The sequence below is a fragment of the Cupriavidus oxalaticus genome (assembly GCF_038900635.1).
GTDB lineage: Bacteria > Pseudomonadota > Gammaproteobacteria > Burkholderiales > Burkholderiaceae > Cupriavidus > Cupriavidus oxalaticus_B.
In genome coordinates this window covers 201,669-213,953 of sequence record NZ_JAYMRX010000007.1, presented here as the reverse complement: position 1 = coordinate 213,953, position 12,285 = coordinate 201,669, and the positions used below count along the sequence as shown (strand labels likewise).

Here is a 12,285-nt window from a genome sequence, read left to right as displayed (position 1 = left end):
TTGCCGGCACAACGTCTGCAAACCCAAACATCCAGCATGCCGCCCGCGTCAACCGCCGGTACGGCTGCCGCGTTGCCAGATTTCATGAAACGACAGTTCCTGGGCCTGCTTGCCCGCGTCTACGTCCTGCAATTCGCCCTGGAAGTCCCTGCCACGGTAGCCATGCTCGCCGACATGCTCCTGGAGTACGGCTTCCAGGTCGACATCGGCAGCGTGCGTCCCCTGCTGCGCGCCCTGCAGATGGAGGGCTATCTCGAAAGCGTGCTGCGCGACGGCATCGGCCGCGTCTACCAGTTGACCGAGCGCGGGCGCGAGGAACTGGCGGTCAGCCGCCAGCGCATCGACGAACTGTACCGCCGCCTGCACGCCGACCTTCCCACCCCCGACACGCCGCGCGAGGCCTGACCGGTCCGCGCGCTCCCCACGCCCCCACGGCGGCGGGGCGTACCCGTTTCTGCGGGCTTGTTGTCCGGCGACGGCGGCCTATTGCCGCGGCACCGCATGGTCGGCCAGCGGCGTTTCCAAACCCGCCTCCAGCAGCTGGCGCAAGGCCTGCGGCGGCACCGCCTGGCAGAACAGGAAACCCTGCACGCCGTCGCAGCCCTGCGACCGCAGGAACTCGAACTGCGCCGCGGTTTCCACCCCTTCGGCAACCACCTTCAGGTGCAGCTGGTGCCCGAGCGCGATGATCGCGGCAGCCACCGCCTGGTCGTGGCCGGGCGTGGCCACGTCGTCGACGAAGGACTTGTCGATCTTGAGCCGGTCGATCGGCAGCCGGGTCAGGTAGTTCAGGCCAGAATAGCCCGTGCCGAAATCGTCGATCGACAGCGCCACGCCAAGCGCGCGCAGCCGGCGGAAGGTTTCGATGGTGGTCTCGCCGCCGTCGACGACAATGCCTTCGGTGACCTCGATCACCAGTTGCCGCGGCGGCAGGCCGGCCTGCTCCAGGCAGCGCGCCACGGTGTCCGGGAAGCCGGCCTGGCGCAGCTGCAGTGGCGAGATATTGACCGCCACTTCGATGTCGCGGCCCAGCGCCTGGCGCAGCGCCTGGATCTCGCGGCAGGCGGTGGCCAGCGTCCATTCGCCCAGGGGCGCGACCAGGCCACTTTGCTCGGCGATGGGGATGAATTCGGACGGCTGCATCGGGCCGCGTTCGGGCGTTTCCCAGGCGATCAGCGCCTCGACGCCGGTCACCGCTTTCGTGGCGGTATCGACGATGGGCTGGTAGCGCAGCCGGAATTCGTTGCCGGCCAGCGCACGGCGCAGCAGCCCTTCGATGGTGAAGCGCGCCAGCGAGGCTTCCGCCATCGACGCGGCAAAGCGGCACAGCTGTGCGCGGCCACCCTGCTTGGCGGCATAGACCGCGGCGTCGGCGCACTTCATCAGCTCGGTCAGGGAATCGCCGTCGTCGGGGAAGATCGCCATGCCGATCGACGGGGTCACGCGCAGGCGCTGCCCGCCGGCCAGCAGTTCCTCATTGACCCGCGCCTGGATCTTGGCGGCGATCAGCTCGGCCTCGCTGTCGTCGCGCAGGCCACCCAGCACCACGCCGAATTCGTCGCCGCCCATGCGCGCCACCAGGTCGCCCTGGCGCACGGCGCCCTTGAGGCGGTCGGCCACGGTACGCAGCACGTCGTCGCCGACCGGGTGGCCGAGCGAATCGTTGATGTGCTTGAAGTGGTCCAGGTCCAGCAGCAGCAGCGCCGCGCGTTCGCCGTGGCGGCGCGCGTGCAGCAGCACGGGTTGAGCGCGCTCGTTGAGCTCGGCGCGGTTGGGCAGGCCGGTCAGCGGATCATGCAGCGCCAGGTGGCGGATGTATTCGTCGACGCGGCGGCGTTCGGTCAGGTCGTAGGCGATGGCCTGGTAGCCTGCCGGCGGCCCGTCCGGCTGCGCGGCCAGCGCCGACACGGATACCTGCACCGGCAGCCGCGAGCCGCCCTTGCGCACCCAGGTCCATTCGCTTTCGTCGGCCAGGCCGAGCCGCGCCTTGGCGACCAGCGCGGGCATGCCGGCCGGCACCGGTTCGCCCAGCTCCTGGCTCAGCGCGCGCGCGTGCGCCGCCAGTTCGTCGGCGAGATGCAGGCCGGTGACCGGCATGCGGCCGACCAGCTCGGCAGTGGCGTACCACAGCATGCGCGTGCCTGCGGCATTGACGCTGGTGATCACGCCGTCGTCGCCGAAGGTGATGACACCGAAGCTGGCATGGTCGACCAGCCCGGCATAGCGCGCGGCCTGATGCGCGGCGGCCAGCTGCGCGCGGTGCTGCGGCTCCAGGTCCGTGATCGCCCACAGCCATTGGGCGCCAGCGTCGGCACCGTCCGCGCCGGGCAGTTGCGCGGCGCTGGCGCGCAGCGGGAAACGGCTGCCGTCGCTGCGCACGCCGGTCAGCTCGCGCTGCGCGGCGCCGCGGGCCGCGGCGGCGACATCGGCCCCTTCCGCGACACCGGTGGCACCGGGGGCAAGCGTATCGAGGCTACGCCCGACGAGATCCGCAGGCGCGATGCCGAACAGCGTGCCGGCGCGCTCGCTGGCACGCATCACCACGCCGTTGGCGTCGGTGAGGACAAAGCCGTCGGCGGAATGCGCCAGGCATGCCTGCAGCGTGGCGTTGTCGTCCTCCCAGGCGTGGACGGCCTGCGCCTCGCGTTGCCACGCGTTGCGGCGCTGGCGTGCCAGCGCATAGGCCATGCCGGCCAGCGCCAGCGTGGCCAGCGCGCCCGCGGCCAGCACGACATACCCCTGGCGCGGGCCATATGCCGCTTCGAAGGCGGGACGCGTGGCGGCGCGCAGCGTCCACGCGGCGCCACCATAGTGGAACTGGCGCTCGCCGCGCAGCAGCGGGGCGTTGCCGTCATCGCGATGCGCGGAGCCAGCCGTATCCGACAGCTGCGCACCGGGCATGGCAGGCGTGCCCTCGTGCAGCGACAGCTCCAGGTCCGCCAGTGCCGGCGCGCCGACCCCGCGCATCAGGTCGCCCAGCCGCAGCGACACATAGACATAGCCGACCACCGCCTCGCGCCGCTGCGCCAGCGTGCTGGCGGCCACGCCGCCACCGTAGACCGGCAGGAACAGCAGCGCGCCGCGCTGGCGCTCCGGCGCCTCGGCCTCGCGCACCAGCTCCAGCCCGTGCGTCAGGCGGGGTTCGCCGCTGTCGCGCGCCGCTTCCATCGCGGCACGACGGGACGGCTCGGACAGCAGGTCGAAGCCGGCGGCGCGGGCGTTGCGCCCAGCCAGCGGCTCCACATAGAGGATGGGTGCGTAGAGGCCGCGCGGGCCGGCGGGACGGATGCCGTAGTCGGGCAGGCCATCGGCGCGCGCGGCCGCGATCAGGGGTTCGACCTGACGCGGTGACGTCAGCGGTGCGTAGCCGATCGACTGCGTGCCGGGCGGCAGTTCGTCGAGCTGCGCGGTATAGAGATAGTTGCGCCATTGCGCGCGCGAAGTTGCCGGATTGGCCGTCATCAGGCCCGCCACGCCGCGCAGCAGCCGTTCGTTCTCGAGCATGCGTTCGCGCAGCGCGCTGCTGGCCTGGCCAAGCTGTGCATCGAACTGCTGCTGGGCCAGCCGCTGCTCGAATTGCTGAACCTGGCGCCACGCCCCCGCGGTCAGCAGCGCCCCGCCTGCCGCGACCAGCAGCGACAGCAAGGCAGGGGGAAGCGCAGTCAGTCTCATGGTATACGGTAACGGTCTGGCGCCAGCGACACGCCTGCCACGGAACCCGGCGGCCGGCCAGCGCCCGGCAAACGGCTGCGTGCCTTGCGATAACGCGGCACTATACCGCGACGAATGCACAAGGCACAGCCCCGTCCGGTACCAATGGCCCGAACGGGTGTAAGGTGCTGGTCCAATGCCTGCCCATGTCCCGCCGGGCCCACATTGCCTGCCGGCCATGTCCCGATGCGCTATGGTAGCTAGTATCCGTGGCGTCGCCGGCGCCCGGCATGCCGCGCCCTTCCGCGATCGAGCTGGGGCCTGCACTGCGACGCCCTGGCTTGCTGAACCCCTTGCGCCGACCTTGCGCCTCCACCTCGCGCCCACATGCCTGTCTATACGCCCACGCTGAAAGCGCGCATTGCCTTCATCACCACCATCCTGGCCGCGATATTCGGCACCGGCATCGTACTGGCCGCGCTGCATGACGCGCACCGCGACCTGCATGATGCGCTGCAGGACCAGCAGGACTCGGTGGTCAAGCTCACCGCAGACCAGCTCGACACTGCCATGTCCGACCGCATCCTGCTGCTGTCGCACCAGGCCGCGCAGCTCGGCGGCCTGCTAGCGCAGGCACGCGGCGCGCAGGCCGGACCGGCCCGGCAGCAGGCGCTGCACGCGCTGTCCTCGGCGATCCCCGTACCGGCCGCCTTCAATGCGCTGCTGGTCGCCGACGCGCAAGGCAATATCCTCAGCAATGCCGGTACCGCCGCGGAAGTGAGCGATCGCGGCTACTTCCGCGAAGCCGCGCGCACGCTCGCGCCGGTGGTCTCGCCGCCGATCCGCTCGCGCACCACCGGCCAGGTCGGCATCATGGTGGCCGTGCCGGTCATGTCGCCGCAGAATGCTTTCGTCGGGATCGTCGGCGGCTGGCTGGACATGGCGCGCGCCAATTTCCTGGTCGAGATCCTGCATAACCGGCTCGGCACCACCGGCTACTACTGCCTGGTCTCGGCCGGACGCGATCCGGTCTATATTCGCCATCCGGTCCCGGCGCAGGCACGCCAGCCGGCGCTGAGCGTGGGCGATACCTGCGGCGAGGACGACAGCCCCGCGACGCTGGAATTCCTGACGCCGGCGCGCCCGGTGATCGCGCGCTACCTGATGTCGACCACGGGGTGGGAACTGGTGGCGCTGCTGCCGGCACGCGAAGCCTACGCACCGCTGCGCCAGATGCAGCAGCGCTTCCTGGTCCTGGCCGGCCTGGCGCTGGCGCTGGTGGCCATGCTGATCTGGCTGGCGGTGCGGCGCCTGCTTGGACCGCTGACCCGGCTGCACAAGGTGGTGCTGGCCAGCGCCAGCGACCTGTCGGCGTTCGAGCGGCTGCCGGCGCGGCCGCAGCGCGACGAGATCGGCGACCTGTCGCGCGCCTTCGCCAGGCTGATGCGCGACGTGCGCGAGCGCCGCCAGGCGCTGGACCGCAGCGAGCGGCGCCTGCGCGCCGTGACCGACACGCTGCCGTCGCTGCTGGCCTTTGTCGATCCCGATGAGCGCTACGTCTTCAACAACATCGCCTACGAGCACGTATTCGGCCTGAAGCTCGACGAGCTGCGCGGCAAGACCGTGCGCGAAGTGCTGGGCGAGACGCGCTATGCGCGCGCGCAGCCCTTCCTGCAGCGCGCGCTGGCCGGCACCGCGGTGACCTTCGAGTCGGAGGATCCCGAGCCGGAATACCACTGCATGGAGACCAGCCTGCGTCCGGAATGGAGCGCGGACGGCAGCGGAGTGGTCGGCGTGCATATCCACGTGCAGGACATTACCCAGCGCAAGCTCGAAAACCAGCGACTGGCACGCATGTCTCGCACCGATCACCTGACCCAGCTGCTGAACCGCAGTGCTTTCGAAGGGCAACTGCAGGCCGCCATGGCGCGCAGCCGCGAGCACGGCGGCCTGATGGCGCTGCTGTACCTGGACATGGACCGCTTCAAGGCAGTCAACGACATCCACGGCCATGCCGCCGGCGACCAGCTGCTGCAGGCGTTCGCGCAACGCGTGCGCGCCTGCGTGCGCGCGGCCGACACCGTCGCCCGGCTGGGCGGCGACGAGTTCGCGGTGGTGCTGGAAGAGCTGGCCCAGCCCGCGGCAGCGCGCCGCGTGGCGCAGGCGATCCTGCAGGCGATGGACGCGCCGTTCAACGTCGACGGCGTGTCAGCTGACGTCGACGTCAGCATCGGCGTGGCGCTCTACCACGGCGGGCCGGTGCAGGACCGCGAGCTGATGCGGCTCGCGGACGTGCTGCTGTACCGGGCCAAGGGTGCCGGGCGCGGACGCTACGAAATCGGTCCGCCGGAGTTGGCCGGCGAACTCAGCCACCAGTAGGCCTGTGCGGGGCCCCGCTGCCAAGAGTGCCGGCCGCGTGGGCCGGCGGCTCGTCAATGCAGCGTGCCCCCGGGCTTGCCGGGCACGGCCTCGGCAGTTGCCGCGCCGCTGCCTTCCGGCTCGAACGGGACATGGCGCCCGTCGCTGGACTGGTAGCCAAGCTGGGCATCGGCGCCCAGCATTTTTTCCCAGGCGATCATGGCTTGCGCCACCGCCTCGGGCGCGCCCTTGAACACCACCACGTCGTTGCCGCAGCCGGGGCACTCTCCTCCGAACACGGCGTCGATGCCGGGCAGCCCCGGCACGTTGAGGGTGTCGAACTGCTTGAACGCAGTCTTGCAGTGCCCGCAGACCAGCTGCGCCGGACGCAAGGCCTCGATCTTCGCGCGCGCCTGTGCCGCACGCTCTTCGGGGGTGCCCCGTTTCTTCGCCTCGCCCATGATGTCCTTCCTTCCCGTGCTGCCGGTGTGCTTGCCCCGGCGCAGCCACGGCGGCCGCGCGGTGCGGTGTGTTGTTGGGTGGCCGTCTGGCGGCCTGTCGCGTGCCCGGCCGGAGCCGGAGCATGCGTCATGTTGTCTGCGGCTTCCAGTTAGATGCGGATCGGGGGACAGTGGTGCCCGACGACCGCGCCGGGTGCCTGGCACGATACCCGCGCCCTCTCATCCGGAACGCCTGGCGCAGGCGGCATTGTAACCAGCGCGGCGCTGCAAGTACCGGGCCCGCAGGATCGACTTTCGCCTGCTATTGTGGATAACGATGCCCCGTAACGGCGCCTTTGCGGCGCCCGCATCACCGCGGGCATGCCACGGGACCGCGCTTGCCGCCGCCAGGGAGTCGCGGCGCGGGCCTGCCGGCGACGCGCCGGCAGTCACGGTTCCATCCACCTACCCCCGAAGGAGGACGCTCGATGATCCGACCCACCGTGCAGGAAAACGCCGCCCGCTACGCCGACTGCATCGCCGCGTGCAACGCCTGTGCCGCCGCCGCGCTGAAATGCGCCGCGGCCTGCCTGGAAGAGCAGGACGTGCGCAGGATGGCGCGCTGCATCGCGCTGGACATGGATGTCGCCGGCATCGCGCAGCTGGCTGCGTCCTACATGCTGCGCAACAGCGAGTTCGCGCCGCTGGTCTGCGAGGACTGCGCCGAAGTCTGCAAGTGGTGCAAGGAGGAATGCGAGCGCCATGACGCCGAGCACTGCCAGGAGTGCGCGCGGGCCTGCGCGGTTTGCATGGAGCAGTGCCTCAAGATGACGGCGTAGCGGTGCCCCGGCCCGCCCCGTCAGCCGCAGCGCGCTTCATTGTGGTTAACCCGGCGGGCAGCATGGACTTGAGCGCACGCAGCACGCCTGCGGCGTAATCTGGCGGACTGCACGCACGGTCGGTGCGCGGCCCGGCTTCAGACGGCATGACTTGCCGGCGCCCGCGCTTCGCCACGTTCCTTCCATCCGGCAATACAGGCGCCCGAGCGCCGTCCCTTGCCTTGCAAAGGAGTCTGTCCATGTCCAGCCCTTCCGCCAGCAACACCCGCATCGAGAAAGACAGCCTGGGCGATGTCCCGGTGCCCGCCGACCACCTTTGGGGCGCGCAGACCGAACGCTCGCGCCAGAACTTCCGCATCGGCGACGAGAAGATGCCGCCCGCGCTGGTCGAGGCCTTTGCCGTCCTGAAACTGTGCGCGGCCCGCGCCAACCGTGAGCTGGGCGTACTCCCGCCCGAGCTGGCGCAGGCCATCGAGCAGGCGGCCACAGAGGTGATCGAAGGCCGCTGGCCGCAGGAGTTTCCGCTATCGGTCTGGCAGACCGGATCTGGCACGCAGACCAACATGAACCTCAACGAGGTCATCGCCAATCGCGCGATCCAGTTGCTCGGCGGCGAAATCGGCAGCAAGAAGCCGGTGCACCCCAACGACCACGTCAATGCCAGCCAGTCGAGCAACGACAGCTTCCCGACGGCGATGCACATCGCCGCGACACGCGCGATCCAGCAACAGCTGCTGCCGGCGCTGGAACAGCTGCAGCAGACCTTCGCGCGCAAGGTGGAAGCCTTCGCCGATATCGTCAAGGTCGGCCGCACGCACCTGCAGGACGCGGTGCCGCTGACGCTGGGCCAGGAGTTCTCGGGCTACATGACGCAGGTCGCGGATGCGCAATCGCGGCTGCAGCAGGCCATGCTGCGCGCCATGCCGGTGGCGCAGGGCGGCACCGCGGTCGGCACCGGGCTGAACGCGCCGCATGGCTTTGCCGCGGCCTTTGCGCGCGCGCTGGCCGACTATACCGGGCTGCCGTTCGAGCCCGCGCCCAACCGCTACGCGCTGCAGGCCTCGCATGACGCGCTGGCCGACCTGTCGGGCGCGCTCAACACCACCGCCTCGTCATTCCTCAAGATCGCGCGCGATTTCATGCTGCTGGGCTCGGGGCCTCGCGCCGGCTTCGCCGAGCTGATCCTGCCGGCCAACGAACCGGGCTCGTCGATCATGCCGGGCAAGGTCAACCCGACCCAGGCTGAGGCGCTGGCCATGGTTTGCTGCCGCGTGATCGGCAACCACACCACGGTGACGCTGGCCAACGGCCTGGGCACGCTGGAGCTGAATGCGTACAAGCCGGTGATCATCTACAGCCTGCTGCAGTCGGTCAGCCTGCTGGCAGGTGCGGCGTCGAGCTTTGCCGAGCATATGGTCGAGGGCGTCGAGGCCGACCGCGAGCGCATTGCCGAGCTGCTGGAGCGCTCGCTGATGCCGGTCACGGCGCTGAACCCGCATATCGGCTACGACAAGGCCGCCGAGATCGCCAAGCTGGCAGTAAAGCGCAACCTGTCGCTACGGGAAGCGGCGATCGCATCCGGACACGTGACCGAGGAGCAGTTCCGCGAGTGGATCGACCTGGCCGGAATGACGCGCGAAGTGTGAGCCGCGAAGTGTGGACCTCGGAGTGTGAGCCGTCTCGCGGCGGCTTGCTGACGGCGGTTGCGTGGCTCAGCCGGGCGCGCCGTCCGGTGGGGTACAGCGCTGGCGCGCCAGCGCTTCGCGAGAATAGCCATGGCGCACGCGCAACTGGTGCTCGACCGCGTCCGCCTGGTCCAGGCAAGCGAAAATCAGGTCGTCCTTGAAGCGCTGCGATACGCCTTTGAGGCGTGGCGCTTCGTAGGCTACCTGGCGCGCGCGGCAGCGCAGGAACAGCAGCGTTTCCTGGGTGGCGGCAATCAGCTGGTCATGCTCGATCCGCTTGCATTCGACCAGGTCCTGGGCAGAGGCACTGGCGCCGGCAATGAACAAAGGCACGCACAGCCAGCGGCGCATCAAGCGGTGCATGGCAAACGGGGGGCGCGTCGGGGCCGGTTGACGGTGTGGATCGCATCATTGCCCAGAGTCGCGTTCGGTGCAAGCGACGGCCAATCTGGAAAGCCTTCCCGGGCGGACACATCGCGGGACACACTGTCCCGCTGGCTGGACAATCCCCTTCAAACCCCGCCGGCACCGTGCCGGCCTTCCCCCCATGCTGCGGCGCAGCACATTGCGGGGGTGGGCAGATCAGCGTTATCGTGGAGGCCGAGATGTTCCCGGCCGAGGTACGCGCGCTCGGCGTGGGCCTGGCCTATGCCATTGCCAACGCGATCTTCGGCGGCTCCGCCGAATACGTGGCGCTCGGCATGAAGACCCTTGGCCACGAGACAGCGTTCTACTGGTACGTGACCGCGATGATGGCGATTGCCTTCCTGGTCAGCCTGCGCCTGCCGCGCCAGGCGAAGTATCTGCACCACGAGCACTGAAGTCCCGGCCATGCTGCCGCGCGGGCGCGCCAGCATGGCAATATACGGGGCCGGCACCCGCCATGCGGCGGGGCCGGCCCTTTTTCTTTCCTTGTAGCCATGGACCTCAACGCCTTGCGCCTGTTCGTCGACATCGTCGACGCCGGCAACCTGAGCGCGGCCGCGCGCAAGCTCAAGATGACGCGCGCCAATGTCAGCTACCGGCTGAAGGCGCTGGAAGAAGAGCTCGGCGTACAGTTGCTGCGGCGGACCACCCGCCATGTCGAGCCCACGCCGGTAGGAGCCGGGCTCTACGAGCACGGGCGCAATATCCTCGGCGAGGTGGCGGCTGCCAATGCGCTGATCAGCAACATGGGCAAGAGCCTGCAGGGTCATGTGCGGCTTTCGGTCCCCACCGGCCTCGGCCATACGATACTGTCGCCGCTGCTGGTGCAGTTCAAGCAGCGCTATCCCGACATCACCCTCGATGTCGTCTTCGACAACCGCGTGCACAACCTGGTATCCGAGGATGTGGACGTGGCGCTGCGCATCATTTCCACGCCGCCCGATTCGGTCATCGCCACGGAGATCGGCACGGTGGACTGGGTCATCTGCGCTTCGCCCGCTTACCTGGCAGACCATCCGGCGCCCCACACACTCGCCGACCTGCAAGGGCATGCGATCGTTTGCGCCTCGCCGGTCGGGCAAAAGCTGAAGGTCGCGGGAACGCGGCCCGGCAGTGAAGCGCAGGAAGCCCGCGACCAGGTGGTGCTGGAACCGACGCTCAGTTCCGATAACTTCGGCTTCCTGAAGGAAGGGGTGGTGGCCGGCCTCGGCATCGGCATCACGCCGATCTACGCGATCGGCGAGGAACTGGCGAGCGGCGGGCTGGTGCAGCTGCTGCCGGATTACCGCATCAGCGTGTTCGGCAGCCGGCTGTACATGCTGACCATGCCAAACCGCTACCAGACGCTGGCTACGCGCTACCTGCTGAACTTCCTGAAAACGGAACTGCAGGCGGTGTGGCCGCGGCTGCACTGCTAGCATTGCGAGGCGGATCGGGAGCCGTTGGGCACGGCGCCAGGCACTATATTAGGAGCACAAGGATAACCGTAGGTGTATCCCTGTCCTGAGGAGCAACCATGGCCCTGTCTAGCACGCTCGCAAACTGCCTGAGCAGCAAGAATACCCAGTACGACATCATCCGCCACCCCTACACCCTCAGCAGCATGGCCACTGCCGAGGCGGCGCACATTCCCGGAGACCGTCTGGCCAAGACCCTGTTGCTCGAGGACGAGCGCGGTTATGTCGCCGCCGTGATCCCTTCGAGCCATCACCTGCAGCTGGCTGCCATCTGCGAGCAGACCGGCCGCGACCTGGTGCTCGCGCATGAGGATGAAATCCGCGAGATCTTCAAGGATTGCGACCTTGGCGCGATTCCGCCGGTCGCCATGGCATATGGCATGCAGACTTATGTGGACGACAGCCTGATGGAGCAGCCTGAGGTGTATTTCGAAGGCGGCGACCACCAGGAACTGGTGCACATGACACGGGACCAGTTCATGGACCTGATGTCGGATGCCACGCCGGGCCATTTCTCGCGCCGCATGATGTAGCGCGGCGACGCTGCGCTGCGGCCACCGCGGGATCAGATCCCGCGGTGGCCGTTTTCATTCGAGGTCCGGCAATGCCGCTGCCGGCGGCGCGTCGCCAGCCATTGCGTGCTCGCTGTCGTCCTTCAGGTCCACGCCCGAGCGCCCGAGTGCCACGGCACCGCGCAGCAGGAACACCAGGCGTTGCGCGGCCTGCGCGTAGGGCAATCCTTCGGGCCGCACATTGGAGATGCAGTTGCGCTCGGCATCGGTACGGCCCGGTTGCGGGGCGTAGGTCAGGTAGATGCCGAGGCTGTCGGGCGAACTCAGTCCGGGCCGTTCGCCGATCAGCATCACCACCTGGCGCGCGCCAAGCACGGCGCCGATATCGTCGCCAAGCGCTACGCGCGATTGTTCCGCCACCACCACCGGTCCGATATGCCATGCCCGCGGCAACCGCTGGCGCGTCGCCTCCAGCACCGCCACCGCGTGCGTTTGCGCGGCCAGCGCCGAAAGCCCGTCGGCAATCACGAACACGACATCGGGCGCCTGCTGCGGCCGCGCCGCGGCCAGGCGCGCCCTGCTCTCGTCATCCAGGCCCCGGCCGAGGTCCGGGCGCCGCAGGTAATGGGTGCGGTCGGGCGCTGCGCTGTGGACAAGCACGTGGTCGAGCCCGGCCTGGCGCAGTGCGCCGGCTACGGCATCGGCGTCCAGCGGCAGGTGCACGGCATCGCGCGCCTGCGCATGGGCCAGTCCGAACGCCAGCACGGCATCGGTGGTCTGGCTGTGGCCGGTGCGGCCCAGTGCAATGCGCGCGCGCGTGAACTGGCGCAGGCGCTGCCATGGATCGGCGTCGTGCGTAGCGGCGGGATCGGCAGGGGGCGAAGGAAGGTCGGACATGGCGTTTCCTGATGAATGGC

At 69.3% G+C, this 12,285-nt stretch carries 10 protein-coding genes and 1 pseudogene; 7 read left to right on the top strand and 4 right to left on the bottom strand.

The genetic code is table 11. From position 1 onward, the window contains the following. Positions 1 to 84: 84 nt before the first annotated feature. Entirely contained in the window at positions 85 to 405 is a 321-nt protein-coding gene (locus VSR71_RS14465; RefSeq protein WP_342914539.1) for a PadR family transcriptional regulator, read from the top strand. 78 nt (positions 406 to 483) lie between these two features. Here VSR71_RS14465 and VSR71_RS14460 read toward each other — a convergent pair whose 3' ends face one another. Then, the gene (locus VSR71_RS14460) at positions 484 to 3,672 is read right to left on the bottom strand and encodes a bifunctional diguanylate cyclase/phosphodiesterase (RefSeq protein ID WP_342914538.1); all 3,189 of its coding nucleotides are present in this window, start codon (positions 3,670 to 3,672) and stop codon (positions 484 to 486) included. 366 nt (positions 3,673 to 4,038) lie between these two features. Here VSR71_RS14460 and VSR71_RS14455 point away from each other — a divergent pair, with 366 nt between their 5' ends. Beyond that, a complete protein-coding gene (locus VSR71_RS14455; RefSeq protein WP_342914537.1) occupies positions 4,039 to 6,030 on the top strand; it encodes a sensor domain-containing diguanylate cyclase in 1,992 nt (663 codons plus the stop codon). Positions 6,031 to 6,083: 53 nt separating this feature from the next. On the opposite strand, the gene VSR71_RS14450 is transcribed toward VSR71_RS14455, so the two are convergent. Then, positions 6,084 to 6,470, bottom strand: coding sequence for a hypothetical protein (locus VSR71_RS14450; protein WP_342914536.1), 387 nt, complete (start codon positions 6,468 to 6,470; stop codon positions 6,084 to 6,086). Between the two features lie 467 nt (positions 6,471 to 6,937). Here VSR71_RS14450 and VSR71_RS14445 point away from each other — a divergent pair, with 467 nt between their 5' ends. Both VSR71_RS14445 and fumC read left to right on the top strand, forming a co-directional pair. Continuing rightward, positions 6,938 to 7,288, top strand: a complete 351-nt coding sequence (locus VSR71_RS14445) for a four-helix bundle copper-binding protein (protein WP_342914535.1) — start codon at positions 6,938 to 6,940, stop codon at positions 7,286 to 7,288. A 239-nt stretch (positions 7,289 to 7,527) separates the two neighbouring features. Beyond that, complete coding sequence (gene fumC / locus VSR71_RS14440; RefSeq protein WP_342914534.1) at positions 7,528 to 8,934, top strand: class II fumarate hydratase; 1,407 nt, start codon at positions 7,528 to 7,530, stop codon at positions 8,932 to 8,934. A 66-nt stretch (positions 8,935 to 9,000) separates the two neighbouring features. Here the strand turns inward: fumC and VSR71_RS14435 are convergent, their stop codons facing one another. Next, positions 9,001 to 9,336, bottom strand: coding sequence for a hypothetical protein (locus VSR71_RS14435; protein WP_342914533.1), 336 nt, complete (start codon positions 9,334 to 9,336; stop codon positions 9,001 to 9,003). Between the two features lie 218 nt (positions 9,337 to 9,554). On the opposite strand from VSR71_RS14435, the pseudogene VSR71_RS14430 reads away from it, so the two are divergent. The 3 genes and pseudogenes from VSR71_RS14430 to VSR71_RS14420 all read left to right on the top strand — a co-directional run. Next, positions 9,555 to 9,794 (top strand): annotated as a pseudogene (locus VSR71_RS14430) (alpha-ketoglutarate permease); the annotation flags it as partial. 99 nt (positions 9,795 to 9,893) lie between these two features. Next, on the top strand, positions 9,894 to 10,817 hold the full coding sequence (locus VSR71_RS14425; protein WP_342914532.1) for a LysR family transcriptional regulator: 924 nt from the start codon (positions 9,894 to 9,896) through the stop codon (positions 10,815 to 10,817). Between the two features lie 98 nt (positions 10,818 to 10,915). Continuing rightward, positions 10,916 to 11,389: a YbaK/EbsC family protein gene (locus VSR71_RS14420; protein WP_342914531.1), complete on the top strand. Its 474-nt coding sequence runs from the start codon at positions 10,916 to 10,918 to the stop codon at positions 11,387 to 11,389. Between the two features lie 54 nt (positions 11,390 to 11,443). Here VSR71_RS14420 and eutC read toward each other — a convergent pair whose 3' ends face one another. Then, entirely contained in the window at positions 11,444 to 12,265 is an 822-nt protein-coding gene (gene eutC, locus VSR71_RS14415) for an ethanolamine ammonia-lyase subunit EutC (protein WP_342914530.1), read from the bottom strand. Positions 12,266 to 12,285: the final 20 nt, after the last annotated feature.

Bases quoted from the DNA above. Each gene is read 5' to 3' on its own strand.
- VSR71_RS14465 (WP_342914539.1), top strand. From the start codon at position 85: ATGAAACGACAGTTCCTGGGCCTGCTTGCCCGCGTCTACGTCCTGCAA.
- VSR71_RS14460 (WP_342914538.1), bottom strand. From the start codon at position 3,672: ATGAGACTGACTGCGCTTCCCCCTGCCTTGCTGTCGCTGCTGGTCGCG.
- VSR71_RS14455 (WP_342914537.1), top strand. From the start codon at position 4,039: ATGCCTGTCTATACGCCCACGCTGAAAGCGCGCATTGCCTTCATCACC.
- VSR71_RS14450 (WP_342914536.1), bottom strand. From the start codon at position 6,470: ATGGGCGAGGCGAAGAAACGGGGCACCCCCGAAGAGCGTGCGGCACAG.
- VSR71_RS14445 (WP_342914535.1), top strand. From the start codon at position 6,938: ATGATCCGACCCACCGTGCAGGAAAACGCCGCCCGCTACGCCGACTGC.
- fumC (WP_342914534.1), top strand. From the start codon at position 7,528: ATGTCCAGCCCTTCCGCCAGCAACACCCGCATCGAGAAAGACAGCCTG.
- VSR71_RS14435 (WP_342914533.1), bottom strand. From the start codon at position 9,336: ATGCACCGCTTGATGCGCCGCTGGCTGTGCGTGCCTTTGTTCATTGCC.
- VSR71_RS14425 (WP_342914532.1), top strand. From the start codon at position 9,894: ATGGACCTCAACGCCTTGCGCCTGTTCGTCGACATCGTCGACGCCGGC.
- VSR71_RS14420 (WP_342914531.1), top strand. From the start codon at position 10,916: ATGGCCCTGTCTAGCACGCTCGCAAACTGCCTGAGCAGCAAGAATACC.
- eutC (WP_342914530.1), bottom strand. From the start codon at position 12,265: ATGTCCGACCTTCCTTCGCCCCCTGCCGATCCCGCCGCTACGCACGAC.